The organism is Cutibacterium nasicola, from assembly GCF_051303185.1.
Taxonomy (GTDB): Bacteria; Actinomycetota; Actinomycetes; order Propionibacteriales; family Propionibacteriaceae; genus Cutibacterium.
In genome coordinates this window covers 105,779-123,049 of record NZ_JBPPGE010000007.1, presented here as the reverse complement: position 1 = coordinate 123,049, position 17,271 = coordinate 105,779, and the positions used below count along the sequence as shown (strand labels likewise).

The window sequence follows — 17,271 nt, the reverse complement described above, 5'->3', positions numbered from 1 at the left end:
TGACCCAGTGACGCTGCCGGTCTTCCTTCCGGCGCGAGTTCCCATCCATCCCCGTTTCACGTTCGACTCGATCCACAAGGAGAGCATCACCGTGTCCGACCTCAACCCCATCAGCCGTCGTCGGCTGTTGACCATGGCGGCCCTCGGGGCCGGAACCCTGGGCCTGGCAGCGTGCTCGGGCCCCTCTGCCGTCAGTTCATCCAGCGAGGGAACCTCCAAGACTGCCGAGAAGGTTGACTACGCCGGCGTCAAGCCCGCCAACGACATCACCTTCTGGACCAACAACCCCGGCGGATCCGGTGACGTCACCAAGAAGATCTGCGACGACTTCAAGGCCAAGGAAGGAATCTCCGTCAAGATCGTCCCGGCCGGCTCCTCCTACGAGGAGGTTGCGCAGAAGTTCCAGACCGCGCTGACCGGCAAGGACACCCCTGACGTCATCATCGGTTCCGACGTCTGGTGGTTTCGCTACTACATGCAGGACGCCATCGCTCCGCTGAACGACCTGCTCAAAGCTGCCAAGGTTGACGTCTCGGCCTACCGCAAGGGCCTCATCGACGACTACCGCTACAAGGACAACCTGTACGCCCTGCCCTTCTCCCGCTCGACCCCGCTGTTCTACTACAACAAGAACCACTTCAAGGCCGCCGGTCTGCCCGACCGCGCCCCGAAGACCTGGGACGAGTGGAGGACCTGGGCCAAGAGGTTGCAGGACACCAGGACCGGAGCTCAGCACGCCTACCAGTTCCCGTCGGTCACCGACTACGCCGGCTGGACTCTGCAGAACATCCTGTGGGGATACGGTGGCGGCTGGTCCAAGAGGGACTCCTTCGACGTCATCTGTGACTCAGACAAGTCCATTGACGCCCTCACGGTCGTTCGTGACGCGGTCCTCAAGGAGAAGTGGGCTGGAGTCTCCTCCAACGAGTCCACCGACGACTTGGCTGCCGGCGCCTGCTCGGCCACCATCGGCTCCACCGGTTCGCTCGTCGGCGTTCAGAAGGCTGTCGGTAACAAGTTCGAGGTCGGCGTCGGGTTCCTGCCCGGTGGACCTGCCGTCGAGAAACCGGTGTGTCCGACCGGTGGTGCCGGTGTGGCGATCTGCTCTCGCTCCAGCAAGGAGAAGCAGCTGGCCGCCGCCATGTTCATCGGTTTCCTCACCAATGCCGAGAACACCGTCGATTTCTCCGCTGCCACCGGTTACATGCCGGTCTGCAACGATTCCGACACCTCCGAGCTGCTCAAGGAGAACCCGCTCATCGGTGAGGCCATCAAGCAGCTCGACGCCACTCGCCCGCAGGACTACGGCCGCGTGTTCCTGCCCGGTGGCGACCAGGAGATCGCCAAGGCCATCGCCTCGGTCATTCAGCAGGGTGCCGAGCTGAAGCCGACCATGGCCACACTGCGTGCCACCCTGGAGGGCATTTACGACGCTCAGGTGAGGCCCCACCTGTGATCGCGACAAGGCGGCTCTCGAGGCGGCCACTGTTGCAGTGATGACCATCGGCGACGTCGTGCCTTCGGGTGCGGCGTCGCCATGTCGTTGTCGGTGACGAGGAGGTAGTTGTGGCAAGGTGTGGTCATCCATTGTCAGCATAGTTGAGTCGATCGGACTCAATCCACTTGACTATGCCTCGTGAAGGTTCATACTTGAGTCAGATGAACTCAACTTCAGCGAGGCAAGTAATGGACACCAATCTCACCACGATGAGCCGTGACGCGGTCACCGCCGCCACCCGGCACGCGTTGGCCCACGGGAATCCGTCCGTGGAGCCCTCGCATCTGCTTCATGCACTGTTCACCATCCCGGACAACACCGTCGGCCCGCTGGTCGCCGGCCTGGGTATCGATCCGCAACGGGTTGACGCCGTTGCCACCACGGCCATGCGCGCACTGCCGTCGAGCTCGGGGGCATCCGTCGCCCAGCCGCAGCTCTCGGGCGCTTTCGCTCGGGTGATTGCCGACGCGCAGAACCGCGCTGAGGCCATGGGTGACTCCTTCGTCGCCACCGAGCATCTCTTCATCTCCCTGACGGCTGTTCCGTCCGACGTCCAGAGCGGTCTGGCGAACCTCGGGCTCAAGCCTGATTCCCTGACGGCCGCCTTCAACGAGGGGCGGGGTGACCGTCGCGTCACTTCCGAGGAGTCCGAGGGCGGCGAGTCCGCCCTGGCAAAGTACTCCGTCGACCTCACCGAGCGCGCTCGCGCCGGAAGGCTCGACCCGGTCATCGGACGCGACCAGGAGATCCGCCGTGTCGTCCAGGTGCTGGCACGACGCACCAAGAACAATCCGGTCCTCATCGGCGACCCCGGCGTCGGCAAGACGGCTGTCGTTGAGGGATTGGCCCAGCGAGTGGTCGCCGGGGATGTCCCCGATTCCCTCAAGGGACGTCGGGTCGTCTCCCTGGACCTGTCCTCGATGGTTGCGGGCGCCAAGTACCGCGGCGAGTTCGAGGAACGCCTCAAGGCCGTCCTCAACGAGATCAAGGAGGCCGAGGGGCAGATCATCACCTTCATCGACGAGCTGCACACCGTTGTCGGCGCCGGAGCTTCCGGTGAAGGGGCGATGGATGCCGGCAACATGCTCAAGCCGATGCTCGCCCGCGGTGAACTGCGCATGATCGGCGCCACCACCCTTGACGAGTACCGAGAGCACATCGAGAAGGACCCGGCCCTGGAGCGTCGTTTCCAGCAGGTCTTCGTCGGCGAGCCCTCGGTGGAGGACACCATCGCCATCCTCCGTGGTCTGCGAGAGCGCTACGAGGCCCACCACAAGGTGCGCATCACCGACGGCGCCCTCGTTGCAGCTGCCAGCTTGTCGAACCGGTACATCACCGCTCGTCAACTTCCTGACAAGGCCATTGACCTGATTGACGAGGCCGCATCGCGACTCCGCATGGAGATCGACTCCTCCCCCGAGGAGATCGACACCCTGCGCCGCGAGGTTGACCGTATGAAGATGGAGATCTTCGCCGTCGAGAAGGAGGAGGACCCAGCCAGCAAACAGCGTCTGGAGCGGTTGCGCGCCGAAATGGCCGACAAGGAGGAGACCCTGCGCGGGCTCGAGACGCGTTGGGAGGCCGAGAAGGCCAGCCTCAACGAGGTCGGCGAGCTCAAGACCCGCATCGATCAGCTGCGCACCACCGCCGAGAAGTACCAGCGCGAGGGTGACTTCGGGAAGGCCTCCGAAATCCTCTATGGGCAGATCCCTGTCCTGGAGAAGGAGGCCGAGGCCGCTGACACGGCGGAGAATGATGGTTCTCGGATGGTCTCCGAGGAGGTCGGGACCTCCGACATCGCCGAGGTCGTGTCCTCCTGGACTGGCATCCCCGTCGGTCGGATGATGCAGGGTGAGCAGGAGAAGTTGCTCCACATGGAGGAGCGCCTGCATGAACGCCTCATCGGCCAGGACCGTGCCGTCAAGACGGTGTCGGACGCGGTGCGACGCTCCCGGGCAGGCATTTCTGACCCGAACCGTCCCACCGGTTCCTTCCTGTTCCTCGGACCGACCGGCGTCGGCAAGACCGAGCTGGCCAAGTCCCTGGCCGAGTTCCTCTTCGACGACGAGACCGCGATGGTCCGCATCGACATGAGCGAGTACATGGAGAAGCACTCCGTCTCGCGTCTGGTCGGTGCCCCTCCGGGCTACGTCGGTTACGAGGAGGGGGGCCAGCTCACCGAGGCCGTGCGGCGTCGTCCGTACTCGGTCATCCTGCTCGACGAGATGGAGAAGGCCCATCCGGACGTGTTCAACATCTTGCTGCAGGTTCTCGATGACGGTCGCCTCACCGATGGCCAGGGCCGCACGGTCGATTTCCGCAACACCATCCTGGTGCTGACGAGCAACCTCGGAAGTCAGTTCTTGTCGGATCCGAACCTCGACGGCAATGCCAAGCACGAGGCCGTCATGAATGCGGTGCGTGCAGCATTGCGTCCCGAGTTCCTCAACCGACTCGACGACGTGGTGATGTTCGACCCGCTCTCGCGTGGGGATCTGGCGCGGATCGTTGAGACGAGCCTGGCCAAGCTCAACTCGAGGCTCTCGGATCGCAGGATCACCGTCGAGACCACGGATGCCGCCAAGGAATGGCTCGCGACCACGGGATTCGATCCGGTGTACGGCGCCCGGCCGCTGCGTCGTCTGGTACAGGCCACCATTGAGGACCAGCTGGCCCGCAAGGTGCTCGCTGGCGAGGTGGTTGAGGGTGACACCGTGATCTTTGACGGCAACGAGGACAGGGACGGGATTGTCATCCTTTGAAGGTGAGCGTGACAATGTGACCGCGTCGTGACGGGTCAAGGTTCAGACCTCAACCTGCTCGGGTCCGATGTCGCTGGATCCTCCTTCTCGATCTGGCTCCCCGGCCTGTGCCGGTTCATCGCCGGAGCAGGCATCGGTGGTGGGTACTCCGCGATTCACTCAACCGGGACCGTGCTACGACTCTGCTGCCGCTCCGGAAGCGCCCTGAGTCTCAGTCGACGTCCCCATCGACGTACATCCAGCGACCAGCGCGACGCTGAAAGCGTGAGACCTCGTGGAGGACGTCATCATGTCCGCCGGAGCGGTAGGTTGCCCGGAACTCCACGACCCCTGTGGTGTCGCCTGGATGGCCGTCCTCGGTCGCGAGGATGGTCAGACCAGTCCATTCGATACCGGTGGAATCGACGACGTTCGGTCTGGTGCGCGGATGCCACGTCGCCCACAGGTGGTTCCACTGACCCAGGGCATTGGCGGTGTACCGCGATCTCATGAGGGCCACGGCCGTCTCGGCGCGACGGGGGTCGTCGAGCGCCGGGCGGCAGCACTGGTCGAGAGGGAGTCCTGATCCGCAGGGACATGATGGGGCCATGCCCCAAGCATCCCACCGTCCTGCGAGACGCCAGGAGCCGACCGACTACAGTCATGGCGTCCCCTCATGCGGGGTAGGTACGCGTCGTGGGCGCGCGAAAGGAGAATAATGTCGCACAGGATGATGGCCGGGGCGCTCTTGGCTGCTCTCATCGGGCTGGGCGCCGCAGGATGCTCCGGCACAGCCGGTGTCTACAACAACAGTGAGGATGCCACCAACGAATCGCGGTCCTCAGGCGGTGAGGGCACCCCTGAGGCCCACTCCGGTGCAACCCCGGACCAGAAGTGGACCCATTGCACGCCCGGATCACGTTCGGCGGACATCGCCTCGATGAAGCCCGACACGAACACTCATCTGACGATCGGGGCCTTCAACGGCTGGGATGAGTCCTGGGCGACCTCCGGCCTCATCAAGCAGGTGCTCGAGAAGGACGGCTACACCGTCACCATCAAGGGATTTGATGCCGGCGTCGGATACCAGGCCACTGCCGGCGGGGACATCGACCTCATCACCGATTCCTGGCTGCCGGTGACCCAGGCCGGATACATCCGCAAGTACGGCCCGAAGCTGGAGAACCTTGGATGCTGGTACGACAACGCGAAACTCACGATCGCCGTCAACAAGAACTCGCCAGCGCACTCGATCGCCGATCTGAAGACGATGGGCAACTCCTACGGCAACGTCATCTACAGCATCGAGCCGGGAGCCGAGATGACCAAGACCATTGCGAACCAGACGCTGCCGATGTACGGGCTGTCGAACATCACCCTCAAGACCTCCTCGACCCCGGCCATGCTGGCCCAACTCAAGAAGGCCACCAAGGCTGGTAACGACGTCGCCGTGACGCTGTGGCGACCGCACTGGGCCTACGACGCCTATCCGGTGCGCGATCTCGACGATCCCAAGAACGCCATCTCCAACGCCGAGCTCATCTACAGTTTCGGTCGACCCGGGTTCGAGAAGGACCATCCCAAGGCCGCCCAGCTCGTCCGAAACCTCGCGATCGATGACGCTCACCTGTCCAGCTTGGAACACCTCATGGTCGAGACCACGGACAGGGGCGGACAACAGGGCACCGCCATCGCGGCATGGATGAAGAACAACACCGACTGGGTGGATGACTGGCAGGCCGGAAGACTGGGGGATCGGTGAGCTGTCTCGTCCCGGATCGGGACACCCCAGGAGCGTGGATCGTCCGCGTCGGTGGGGCTGATCAGTCATGGATCGACCCTGACGATCCCACTCGGCTCGAATTCGACTACATGGGACGTATCGCTGATCACCTTGACGTCCACCGTCCAGCGGGGGAGAGGATGCGCGTCATTCACGTCGGTGGGGCGGGGATGTGCCTGGCACGGTACGTGGCGTCCACCCGTCCGACGAGCCCTCAGATCGTCTGTGAGCCGGACACCGAGCTCACCGAGGAAGTGCGCCTCAAGGCCCCACTTCCGCCTCGGTCCGGGATCAAGGTGCGGCCCGTCGACGGACGCTCCGGGATCGCCGCGATGCGAGAGGACTTCGCCGACGTCGTCATCCTGGACGCCTTCGACGGCGCGAGAGTGCCCGCTGACCTCGTCACCGTCGAGTTCTTCACGGATGTACTGCGCATCCTGCACGAGGACGGCGTCGTCGTGGCGAACGTGGCCGACTCGGCCCCTCTGACCTGGACCAAGAGGGTCGTAAGAGCGGCTCAGGACGTGTTCTCCCACGTCTGCCTGGCCGTGGAGTCGTCGACCCTCAAGGGGCGCCGCTACGGCAACATCATCCTGGCGGGCTCGAACGGACCGTTGCACCAGCCGGAACTGAGCCGACGTTGCAGCGGGGCGGCCTTCCCCTTCCGGCTCATCAGCGGGGACGCCCTGACGAGGCTACTCGCGGGTGCCATACCCTTCCGTGATGATGACGTCGAGCCGTCTCCCGGCCCACCCCGAGGGGCGACCTTCTTCTCCTGAGCGGCTCAGAGAACTCTCCTGCGCGTCCGTCCCAGGTGACATGATGGTGATATGGCCAATCCCAGCTCTGACAGCAAGTCCCAGTATGGCTACCTGCCGTCGCTGCCAGACATGCCGTCAGCAATCGTGGTGGCGCGGGTCATCGTCATCGGCTTCTCGGCGCTGTGGGCCGTCGTCGTCTGTGGAATGTGGGTAGCGGGCCGCAGCAAGGGCCAGACGACGCTTGGCCCGGTCCTGACGTCATTTGCCTTGGGCATGGACTCGGGGAGTTGGGTGCAATACCTGCTCATCCCGCTGGCAGGGTGCGTTCTCACCATGACGATGGGCCGGGGCCATGCCATTGACCGCTACCTGTTCACCGTGCTGTCCCTGGTGTGGATGTGGAGACTCTCTCGAGGCAGCGAGCTGGTGGGGGGTTTCGACGTCATCGGGATCATGATGGTTGCGGCAGTGCTGGTGACGGTGTGGAGCAGCCCCGTCAACACCTGGATCAAGATCATCGCCGAGCGGGACAAGGCCATTGCCAACCCTCCGGAAGGAGGTTGGCTGGAGCCAGGTCAGGGCCAGCCATGGCAGACCGCGGTACGAGGCACATGAGTTCAGTCGCGACACGAGAGCTCAACGAGTGACAGAGGGGCTGGTCAGCACCATGCGGACCAGCCCCTCGTCGTCACACTGAAGCATCACTCGACGCTGGAACGCCGTGCCGACTGAGGTCGGCTGGACTGCCCCTTGCGGCGGGCCTTGAGCCACTCGAAGAACATTGGCAGTACCGACACCACGATGATGAGGAGCAGAGCCGCCTCGAAGTTGTTGCGGATGACGGGGACCTGGCCCAGGAAGTAACCGGCCTGAACGGCAATGAGTACCCAGAGGACGCCACCAATGGCGGTGTAGGAGATGAATTTGCGGAAGTTCATCCGACCGACGCCAGCGATCATCGTCACGAAGGTACGGACGATCGGCACGAATCGGGCAAGGATGAGGGCCACGGACCCGTGCTTGCGGAAGAAGTCATGGGTGGTGTCGACGTGTTTGGGCGAGAACACCTTGCCCATGAACCCCTCTCGCTCCCGGAAGAGCTTGGGGCCCACCATGTATCCGATCCAGTAGCCGCAGATGTTTCCTGCGATCGCACAGACGATGAGGACCAGGTTGACGATGATGAGGGTCGTCGCCGGGGGTCCGTAATGGACCAGCGGGACGGAGGAGTTGACGCCTACGGCAGCGAACATTCCCAGGGCGAAGAGCAGAGAGTCCCCGGGCATGAAGAACACGGCCATTCCGCATTCCGCGAAGACGATCAGTGCGACGATCCACAGGGCTGCGGCACCGGCGCCCTGGATGATGGCTTGTGGGTCCATCCAAGCGGGGGTGAGCAGGGCGGGGAGGGCCATGAGGAAACTCGGCATGGGGTCAAGACTATCCTTGGTTCGTGTGTGCCCCGACCGACGATGACCTCGTAGAGGCCCCCTCACTGCAGATTCCTGGCCAGAAAATGACCGCAGCTGTAGGTGTCGGGCCGATGCCCGAACCCTGGCCCGATGACTCAAGACTCGATCCGGAACTGTTGGCATCAGGAGATCGACGCAATGTCGTCGATCGGTATCGGTACTGGACGATGGAGGCCATCGTCGCCGACCTCGACACCCGACGTTCCCGGTTGCACGTGGCCATCCAGAACTGGGAGCACGACTTCAACATCGGTTCCGTGGTGCGCACTGCCAATGCATTCAACGTCGCGGATGTGCACATTCTGGGGCGACGACGCTGGAACCGACGCGGTGCGATGGTCACCGATCGGTACTTGCATGTTTACCACCACCCGGACGTCCCCTCCTTCCTGGAGTGGCTTGACGAGCACGGCGTCACCCTCGTTGGCGTGGACAACCTGCCGGGATCAGTACCTCTGGAGACCGCGCGGCTCCCTCAGGACTGCTGCCTGGTCTTCGGCTCGGAAGGTCCTGGACTGACCGACGAGGTCGTCGCGCAGTGCGACCAAGTGGTGGCCATCACCCAGTACGGATCGACTCGTTCGATGAACGCTGGAGCTGCTGCGGCGATCGCCATGTATGCCTGGACGACCCAGCTGCGCGAGCCTCCAAACCCACCCACCGACTGACCAGGAGAACCGCGACCCCTAGGCTCGTGCCATGAGCACACAACCCACCGAGGCCCCAGCACGTCTGGTGGTGGCGTTCAATCCAGTGCCGAGTGCCTCCCGGGTTGCCCACCATCACGCGACGAGATTCCGGCTTGCCGTGCAGGCCCTCGTCGTGGTCATCATCGGTGGACTGCTGTGGGCATTGACTGCTGACGCCTTCGAACTGTCCACCGTGATGTGGATGTTTGGTGCCTGGGTGGTGCTGTTCCTGGTGCTCTTCGTCATTCAGAATCTGCGTCTGCACGCCGCGCGCAAGGATCTCCTCGGCGTCGGGGAAGGGCCAGCCCTCATCGTCACTCCTGAGGGTTTGAACCTTCGACGGATGCTGCGCACCGGAAAGGATGACTCGACCGCACCGTCCATGGACGAGGTCGACTGGAAGGACATGGCGTCCATCAAGGTGAGCGAGCCGTCGATCGGATCGGGCCCTGGGGTCGTCCTCCACGCTGACGACGGCCGCCAATGGGAGGTCCCGCTGTCCTGGCTGGATCACTCGTTGACAGACATCGACGCCGCGATCTCAACGGCGTCGGGTGGCCGGGTACGCCTCGAGCGGCCCGACACCGCCGACTGATGTGGGTTGCGCAGCACCTTTGAGCGCGCTGGGGTGCCGGACTGACATCGCCCGGCCGGATGAGGAAGAATAGATCTCGTCATCGCAAGTTCATACAGGAAGGCGCAATATGCCTATCGCAACACCCGAGGTCTACGGCGAGATGATCGATCGCGCGAAGAAGAAGGGCTTCGCGTACCCGGCCATCAACGTGACCTCCTCCCAGACCCTCAACGCCGCCCTTCAGGGCTTCACCGAGGCCGGTTCTGACGGCATCATCCAGATCTCCACTGGTGGCGCCGAATACGCTTCCGGTCAGACGGTGAAGGACATGGTGACCGGTGCGGTTGCTCTCGCCGAGTACGCCCACGTTGTCGCCAAGAAGTACCCCATCAACGTGGCCCTGCACACCGATCACTGCCAGAAGGAGAAGCTGGACAAGTACGTCAACCCGCTCATCGCCATCTCGCAGCAGCGCGTCGACAAGGGCCAGGACCCGCTGTTCAACTCCCACATGTGGGACGGCTCGGCCATCGAGGTCGAGGAGAACCTGCAGATCGCCGAGGAGCTGCTCTCGCGCACCTCGAAGGCCAAGCTGATCCTCGAGATCGAGGTTGGCGCTGTTGGTGGCGAGGAGGACGGCGTCACCGGCGAGATCAACGAGAAGCTGTACACCACCGTCGCCGACGGTATGCGTACCCTCGAGGTCCTCGGACTGGGCGAGAAGGGCCGCTACATCACGGCCCTCACCTTCGGTAACGTCCATGGCGCCTACAAACCCGGCTTCGTCAAGCTGCGTCCGGAGATCCTCAAGGAGATCCAGGACGAGTGCGGCAAGAAGTACGGCAAGGACAAGCCGTTCGACCTCGTCTTCCACGGCGGCTCCGGCTCCACCGCCCAGGAGATCGCCGACGCGGTGTCTTACGGCGTCGTCAAGATGAACGTCGACACCGACACTCAGTACGCCTTCTCCCGGCCGGTCGTCGATCACATGTTCTCCAACTACAATGGCATGCTGAAGATCGACGGCGAGGTCGGCAACAAGAAGATGTACGACCCGCGTTCGTGGGGTAAGAAGGCCGAGGCTGGCATGGCTGCCCGCGTCATCGAGGCCTGTGAGCGTCTTGGCTCGAAGGGCACCTCGGTCAACGCCTGAGTATGCCTGTGCAGAATCCCGGCCAGTCCTATGGTGAGGAATGGCCGGGATTCTTGCGGTCATCGGTGCGATGGCAGTGGTGGAGGTGGAGTGTCGTTGGCCCGCACTGTTGCGTTCCAGTCGACGAGCCACTTTCCATCAACGGAGGTCATGATGACGGTCATGATTGGTTCTGCTGTCGAACGTGAATAGATGTCCGCTGATCGTGTTGGAAGAGGCCCCTCGGAAATGAGTATTCCTTCGTTTGGCGCGGCTTTGTCATCGTGGTAGGCCTTGAAAATAGCTTGGCCCCACTCTTCGGCTTTCTTGGAATGACCATCCCAGCCGGTATTGGGTGCGACGAGGTCCTGAACGCGGTCGTTGTCAATAGTGTCAGGGGTTGATATGGCCTCGGCGAAGTAGGCCGCTATGGCGACGTCACTTGGCTGAAGTTCGTCATCATGATGCTGCACCAGAAGCGTGCCTCCAATCCCGGCAGCAGCGGCCACGATGGCACATATCAGATACGTTAGAACAGCTTTGATGTTCATTGATCTCTCCGGGCGGTAGCTGAATTCATGTCAAGTGAAGTGTCCATGTTGTCCGTCCCAGGTGCTTCTTTTTCCAGCTGAATTAACTCTCTTTTGAAGCGCAAAGAATGGTATGTTGTGGGTGTTGGTGCTGTGATAGGTTAGGAGCGGCTGTTTTCCGCTTCTTCCTGTGACGATCATGCTATGATAGCACGCACTATTGTATCCATATTGAACGACGTTTCCGTGCCACATGTCGTAGTAGTGCGATGCGAGCCTAGTGCGTTTATTCGCTAGCGCAAATGATCGGAATTTTCCGACGTTGACCCATGATGCTGAGGTGTACTGAGGCCATTTGAGGTAGAACCATGATCTGTCTGTATTCTTCCATACTAGGTTCCCGGTGTATCCCCAACCAGATGCCTCCATGCATTGAGAGACGAAGTTCGTGCAGTCTCCTCCCCGTCCCGAGCCATCAAAGCGGCGATAGGCGCCGTTGTAGTGCGACCAGTATTTGTTGGCGTATGCGGCTGCTTTGAAACGGCCTGATTTGCCGGCTGATCTCTCGCTTAGCTCCGGATTGGTTCGCGCCTCCATCTCGTAAAGTTCGGCAGTTGACGGTGCTGGATCGGGGAGTTCGCCGCGGTGAATGTCTTTTTGTGGTGCAAGGATCGCTTGGCGAAGAGGCTCTGGCAATGTGCCGATGTCATCGGCTGAGGGGATGATGATGTTTTGGATATGAGATCCCTGGAGCGCCAGGATGACGGGAATAGTCTCGGCCCAGGTGTGATTGTCGTCGATGGCGTACCGGAGAGTGAGTGTGACTATTTGGAAACGACCTTGGTGGGTGGAAGTATCCTGGCTTCCTGTAAGAACGACTTCGTTGAGTCCTAGGAGTTGTCCCAGAATATCCGGTGCCTCAGTGCCAATCGATGTTTGGATGGATGCATAGTCGTTAAGTGACTGTCTTGCCTCAGTTCCGAGTGGCACATCTCTGGCGAGACGATCGATAGCTCCTACGCACCCTCGAATGGCTGAAGTATCAATTGAGGTGGCGGCCGTTAGGGCGAGGAAGGTTCTTCTGTGGATGGTCACTGTTTCTCCCCTGGGGTCGAAGTGTATCCCCATGATGGATATTGGTAGTATGCAAGGAGAGATTAACATGCGCTAAGTGCCGGGTACTGCGCGATGCTATTGATATGAGGATTTGGGGGTGCGATCACACTTTCCAGCCTGATGAGATGTCGGGTGGTGCCCGAAGCGACCGTGGCGGTGACTCACTCCTCGGTGACGACCGGGGTGTCTCCGGGCCGCGCCCACTCGCTCCACGAGCCGTCGTAGATGCCGACGTCCTTGCGTCCGGCCAGGGTTGCGGCCAGCGCGATGACGCAAGCTGTCACACCGGAGCCGCACGTCGCGACGATGGGACGATCGCCCGCGGCATCGTTGACCAGCTGTTGCAACTCCTCAACGGGGCGAATCCGGCCGTCGTCGATGACCTGGGTGTAAGGCAAGTTCGTTGCCGTCGGCATGTGACCGGCACGCAGCCCGATGCGGGGTTCCGCGACTTTGCCCGCAAACCGCTCGGCGGAGCGGGCATCGACGATGCGAGGAGCGTTCGGGTCATCCGCGGCGGCAATGATGCGCAGTACCTCTTCTTGGTCGACGATGGCGCCAGGAATCGCAGTCAGGGTGACATTGCCAGGCTCCGACGTCGGGGTGATGTCAGTCGTCAGGTGTCCGCCAGCGGCCACCCAGCCGGCATTTCCACCCTCCAGGATCGACACATTGTCGAAGCCACAGGCGTGCATCATCCACCACGGCCGGGCGGATGCGAAAAGGAAGTCGTCCTCGGTGACGATGACGTGGGAGTCATTATTGACGCCCAGCTCGCGCAGTCGTGCCTGGAACTGGGGCACCGATGGCATCGTGTGGGGAAGTCCGGTCGACTGGTCGCTCATGGGGCCGTCGAGATCGAAGGGAAGGGCTCCAGGGACATGCGGCACGCCAGGGCGGCAAGGGGACACGTCGACGATGACGATGCGGACGGCGTCAGAGCTCTCGAGTAGTTCCATGAGGGCCTGCGGATGGACCATGGGAGTGGGGCACAAGGTCTCAGCCATAGTTGCATCATGTCACCGACGATTCCACCCAGAGATATCCTCAACGGGCAATTGATCAGTTGAACACAGTTCAAGTGTGAAAAAGGGGCCCACCTGTCCCAAACGCTCTCGGCAAGTGGAATCATGGAGCCATGAGTCCGCGAAAGATTGGCGTTACCGAGCTCGTGCTCCGCGACGCGCATCAGAGCCTGCTTGCCACCCGCATGGCCATGGAGGACATGGTTGATGCCTGTGCCGACATTGATGCGGCAGGTTTCTGGTCCGTTGAGTGCTGGGGTGGAGCTACCTTCGATTCCTGTATCCGATTCCTCAACGAAGACCCGTGGGAGCGTCTGCGCACCTTCCGCAAGCTGCTGCCGAATTCACGGCTGCAGATGCTGCTGCGTGGCCAGAACCTCCTGGGCTACCGTCACTACAACGATGAGGTCGTCGACAAGTTCGTCGAGAAGTCGGCCGAGAACGGCATGGATGTGTTCCGTGTCTTCGACGCACTGAACGACCCGCGTAACCTCGAGCATGCGATGGCTGCCGTCAAGAAGACCGGCAAACATGCTCAGGGCACCATCTGCTACACCACCTCCCCGATTCACACCCCGGAGAGCTTCATCAAGCAGGCCGATCGCCTGATCGACATGGGTGCCGATTCGATCGCCTTCAAGGACATGGCGGCCCTCCTCAAGCCGCAGCCCGCCTTTGACATCATCAAGGGCATCAAGGAGAACCACCCCGACGTGCAGATCAACCTGCACTGCCACTCCACCACGGGTGTCACCCTGGTCACCCTGCAGAAGGCCATCGAGGCTGGCGTCGACGTCGTCGACACTGCCATCTCCTCGATGTCGCTGGGGCCGGGCCACAACCCGACCGAGTCCCTCGTCGAGATGCTCGAGGGCACCGAGTACACCACTGGCCTCGACATGGATCGCCTCCTCAAGATCCGTGACCACTTCAAGACGGTTCGTCCGAAGTACAAGAAGTTCGAGTCGAAGACGCTGGTCAACACCAACATCTTCCAGTCCCAGATCCCCGGCGGGATGCTCTCCAACATGGAGTCCCAGCTCGAGGCTCAGGGCGCTGGCCATCGCATGGACGAGGTCATGAAGGAGGTGCCGCGCGTCCGCAAGGATGCCGGCTTCCCGCCGCTGGTCACCCCGTCGTCCCAGATCGTCGGAACCCAGGCCGTGTTCAACGTCCTCATGGGCAATGGCGAGTACAAGAACCTCACCGCTGAGTTCGCCGACCTCATGCTCGGCTACTACGGCAAGCCGATTGGTGAGCTCAACCCCGACATCGTCGAGATGGCCAAGAAGCAGACCGGCAAGGAGCCGATCGACTGCCGTCCCGCTGACCTGCTCGAGCCCGAGTGGGATGATCTGGTTGAGCAGGCCAAGGGCCTCGAGGGCTTCGACGGCACCGACGAGGACGTCCTCACCAACGCCCTGTTCCCGGGAGTTGCCCCGAAGTTCTTCAAGGAGCGCCCGGAGGGCCCGAAGAGCGTCGCGATGACCGAGGCACAGCTGAAGGCCGAGAAGGAAGGCACCGGCGCTGCTGGTATCGCCGGACCGGTCAACTACAACGTGACGGTCGGTGGCAACAGCCACCAGGTGACCGTCGAGCCTGCGTGAGGATGATCGCCAACTATGGCTGAGAAGAAACCAATCAAGCTGGCCGACACGATGGCCGGCCGAATCGAGCAGCTTGCTGACCAGCGCCACAAGATGGAGCTGGGTGGCGGCGAGGCTCGACTCGAGAAGCAGCGTGAGAAGGGCAAGCAGACTGCCCGTGAGCGCATCGACAACCTCGTTGACGCCTACTCCTTCGACGAGGTCGGTGCCTTCCGTGAGCATCGCACCACCCTCTTCGGCATGGACAAGGCCGAGGTTCCCGCCGACGGTGTCGTCACCGGTCGTGCGACCATTCATGGTCGCCCGGTGCACGTCGCCTCCCAGGACTTCACCGTCATGGGTGGTTCTGCCGGCGAGACCCAGTCGACCAAGGTCGTCGAGACCATGGAGCAGTCTCTGCTCACCGGCACCCCGTTCCTGTTCTTCTACGACTCGGGCGGCGCCCGAATCCAGGAGGGCATCGACTCTCTGTCCGGGTACGGCAAGATGTTCTACGCGAACGTCAAGCTGTCGGGCGTCGTGCCACAGATCGCCATCATCGCTGGCCCCTGCGCCGGTGGTGCCTCCTATTCCCCGGCTCTGACCGACTTCATCATCATGACGAAGAAGGCCCACATGTTCATCACGGGCCCTGGAGTCATCAAGTCGGTCACCGGTGAGGAGGTCACCGCTGACGACCTGGGTGGCGCCGATGCGCACATGTCCACCTCGGGCAACATCCATTTCGTGGCCGAGGACGACGACGCCGCGGTGCTCATCGCACAGAAGTTGCTGAGCTTCCTGCCGCAGAACAACACCGAGGACGCCCAGATCACCAGCCCCAACAACGACGTCTCCCCGCAGCCTGAACTGCGCGAGATCGTCCCGTTGGATGGCAAGAAGGGCTACGACGTCCGTGACGTCATCTCCAAGATCGTCGACTGGGGCGACTACCTCGAGGTCAAGGCTGGCTGGGCGACCAACATCGTCACCGCCTTCGCCCGAGTCAACGGTCGTACCGTCGGCATCGTGGCCAACCAGCCGAAGGTCATGTCGGGCTGCCTCGACATTGACGCCTCCGACAAGGCTGCCGAGTTCATCACCTTCTGCGACTCCTTCAACATCCCGTTGGTGCAGTTGGTTGACGTTCCTGGCTTCCTGCCTGGTGTCCAGCAGGAGTACGGCGGCATCATCCGCCACGGCGCGAAGATGCTGTACGCCTATTCCGAGGCCACCGTCCCGAAGATCACCGTGGTGCTGCGCAAGGCATACGGCGGCTCCTACCTGGCCATGTGCAACCGTGACCTGGGTGCCGACGCCGTCTACGCCTGGCCGAGTGCGGAGATCGCGGTGATGGGTGCCGATGGCGCCGCCAACGTCATCTTCCGTCGTGAGATCAAGAACTCTGAGGATCCCGCAGCCACTCGCGCTGCCAAGATCGAGGAGTACCGCAACGCCTTCAACACGCCTTACGTGGCTGCCGCCCGTGGACAGGTTGATGACGTGATCGATCCCGCCGACACTCGTCGCAAGATCACCGCCGCACTGGAGACCTACGCCACCAAGCGCCAGTCCCGTCCGGCCAAGAAGCACGGCGTCATGCCGTGCTGAGTGAAGAAGGCTGATGGGAGGACAAGATGAGTGAGAACAATGAACTCGTCATCGAGACGCTGAACAAGCGACTCGCGGCGCTGGAGGCCGAGGTTTCCCGGCTCAAGAAGACCAGCAAGGACGTTCCTGAGGACGTGCTTACCGTCATCTGCGCCGCCGTTTCGGCTTACCTGGGCAACGACGGAAAGGTTCAGGCCGTCCGTTTCGCCCCGAGTGAGACCTGGGTCCGTCAGGGACGCAGGTCTCAGCAGAACCATTCGATTCGTTGACCTGGAGAAACTGACATGAAGCTCAAGGTGACCGTCAATGACGTCGCATATGACGTGGACGTTGACGTTGACAAGACCCCCAACGCGCCGATGGCGCCGATCCTTTTCGGTGGCGGCTCCGGCGGCCCGATGAAGGCGTCTGGTGGTGGCGCCGGTAAGGCTGGCGAGGGCGAGGTTCCCGCCCCGTTGGCCGGCACCGTTGCCAAGATCCTCGTGGCCGAGGGTGACGCCGTCAAGGCTGGTCAGGTGCTCATGACCCTCGAGGCCATGAAGATGGAGACCGAGATCAACGCCCCGGCGGATGGAACCGTCAAGGGCATCTTGGTCGCCGTCGGTGACGCCGTCCAGGGTGGCCAGGGCCTGGTGGCTCTGGGCTGATCCCCGGCACGCAGACCGCAGTGGGGGGGGGGGGGGGGGGGGGGGGGGGGGGGGGGGGGGGGGGGGGGGGGGTTGGGGGGGGGGGGGGGGGGGGGGGGGGGAG

At 62.5% G+C, this 17,271-nt stretch carries 17 protein-coding genes; 12 read left to right on the top strand and 5 right to left on the bottom strand.

The annotated features are described in order from the left end of the window. Positions 1-7: 7 nt before the first annotated feature. Both ACSJJT_RS11495 and clpB read left to right on the top strand, forming a co-directional pair. Entirely contained in the window at positions 8-1,456 is a 1,449-nt protein-coding gene (locus tag ACSJJT_RS11495) for an ABC transporter substrate-binding protein (RefSeq protein WP_435918403.1), read from the top strand. 230 nt (positions 1,457-1,686) lie between these two features. Next, a complete protein-coding gene (gene clpB / locus ACSJJT_RS11490) occupies positions 1,687-4,260 on the top strand; it encodes an ATP-dependent chaperone ClpB (RefSeq protein WP_435918448.1) in 2,574 nt (857 codons plus the stop codon). A 211-nt stretch (positions 4,261-4,471) separates the two neighbouring features. Here the strand turns inward: clpB and ACSJJT_RS11485 are convergent, their stop codons facing one another. Beyond that, on the bottom strand, positions 4,472-4,849 hold the full coding sequence (locus tag ACSJJT_RS11485) for a YchJ family protein (protein ID WP_435918402.1): 378 nt from the start codon (positions 4,847-4,849) through the stop codon (positions 4,472-4,474). Positions 4,850-4,957: 108 nt separating this feature from the next. Between ACSJJT_RS11485 and ACSJJT_RS11480 the strand changes: the two genes are divergently transcribed. The 3 genes from ACSJJT_RS11480 (at position 4,958) to ACSJJT_RS11470 (ending at position 7,398) form a co-directional block, all read left to right on the top strand. Beyond that, on the top strand, positions 4,958-6,001 hold the full coding sequence (locus ACSJJT_RS11480) for a glycine betaine ABC transporter substrate-binding protein (RefSeq protein WP_435918401.1): 1,044 nt from the start codon (positions 4,958-4,960) through the stop codon (positions 5,999-6,001). Further along, positions 5,998-6,801 (top strand): spermidine synthase, encoded by an 804-nt coding sequence (locus ACSJJT_RS11475; protein WP_435918400.1) that lies wholly within the window; start codon positions 5,998-6,000, stop codon positions 6,799-6,801. Before ACSJJT_RS11480 ends, ACSJJT_RS11475 begins: the two co-directional genes overlap by 4 nt. 111 nt (positions 6,802-6,912) lie before the next feature. Further along, entirely contained in the window at positions 6,913-7,398 is a 486-nt protein-coding gene (locus ACSJJT_RS11470; RefSeq protein ID WP_435918447.1) for a hypothetical protein, read from the top strand. Between the two features lie 86 nt (positions 7,399-7,484). Here ACSJJT_RS11470 and ACSJJT_RS11465 read toward each other — a convergent pair whose 3' ends face one another. After that, positions 7,485-8,213, bottom strand: coding sequence for a DedA family protein (locus ACSJJT_RS11465; RefSeq protein ID WP_435918399.1), 729 nt, complete (start codon positions 8,211-8,213; stop codon positions 7,485-7,487). 113 nt (positions 8,214-8,326) lie between these two features. Between ACSJJT_RS11465 and ACSJJT_RS11460 the strand changes: the two genes are divergently transcribed. From ACSJJT_RS11460 to fbaA, 3 genes are all read left to right on the top strand, one after another. Beyond that, positions 8,327-8,923, top strand: a complete 597-nt coding sequence (locus tag ACSJJT_RS11460; RefSeq protein WP_435918398.1) for a TrmH family RNA methyltransferase — start codon at positions 8,327-8,329, stop codon at positions 8,921-8,923. A 139-nt stretch (positions 8,924-9,062) separates the two neighbouring features. Continuing rightward, positions 9,063-9,539 (top strand): hypothetical protein, encoded by a 477-nt coding sequence (locus ACSJJT_RS11455; protein ID WP_435918446.1) that lies wholly within the window; start codon positions 9,063-9,065, stop codon positions 9,537-9,539. A 109-nt stretch (positions 9,540-9,648) separates the two neighbouring features. Then, entirely contained in the window at positions 9,649-10,674 is a 1,026-nt protein-coding gene (gene fbaA / locus ACSJJT_RS11450; protein ID WP_435918397.1) for a class II fructose-bisphosphate aldolase, read from the top strand. 59 nt (positions 10,675-10,733) lie between these two features. Here fbaA and ACSJJT_RS11445 read toward each other — a convergent pair whose 3' ends face one another. The 3 genes from ACSJJT_RS11445 to ACSJJT_RS11435 form a co-directional block, all read right to left on the bottom strand. Continuing rightward, entirely contained in the window at positions 10,734-11,165 is a 432-nt protein-coding gene (locus ACSJJT_RS11445; RefSeq protein WP_435918445.1) for a hypothetical protein, read from the bottom strand. A gap of 69 nt (positions 11,166-11,234) precedes the next feature. After that, a complete protein-coding gene (locus ACSJJT_RS11440) occupies positions 11,235-12,311 on the bottom strand; it encodes an amidase domain-containing protein (RefSeq protein WP_435918396.1) in 1,077 nt (358 codons plus the stop codon). 149 nt (positions 12,312-12,460) lie between these two features. Next, on the bottom strand, positions 12,461-13,306 hold the full coding sequence (locus ACSJJT_RS11435) for a sulfurtransferase (RefSeq protein ID WP_435918395.1): 846 nt from the start codon (positions 13,304-13,306) through the stop codon (positions 12,461-12,463). A gap of 131 nt (positions 13,307-13,437) precedes the next feature. Between ACSJJT_RS11435 and ACSJJT_RS11430 the strand changes: the two genes are divergently transcribed. Genes ACSJJT_RS11430 through ACSJJT_RS11415 form a run of 4 tightly spaced genes read left to right on the top strand, consistent with a single transcriptional unit; the run spans position 13,438 to position 17,168 of the window. Next, positions 13,438-14,931: a methylmalonyl-CoA carboxytransferase subunit 5S gene (locus tag ACSJJT_RS11430; RefSeq protein WP_435918394.1), complete on the top strand. Its 1,494-nt coding sequence runs from the start codon at positions 13,438-13,440 to the stop codon at positions 14,929-14,931. 15 nt (positions 14,932-14,946) lie between these two features. Next, complete coding sequence (locus ACSJJT_RS11425; protein WP_435918393.1) at positions 14,947-16,521, top strand: acyl-CoA carboxylase subunit beta; 1,575 nt, start codon at positions 14,947-14,949, stop codon at positions 16,519-16,521. A gap of 26 nt (positions 16,522-16,547) precedes the next feature. Then, entirely contained in the window at positions 16,548-16,790 is a 243-nt protein-coding gene (locus ACSJJT_RS11420; protein WP_435918392.1) for a hypothetical protein, read from the top strand. 15 nt (positions 16,791-16,805) lie between these two features. After that, positions 16,806-17,168 (top strand): biotin/lipoyl-containing protein, encoded by a 363-nt coding sequence (locus ACSJJT_RS11415; protein ID WP_435918391.1) that lies wholly within the window; start codon positions 16,806-16,808, stop codon positions 17,166-17,168. Positions 17,169-17,271 lie beyond the last annotated feature (103 nt).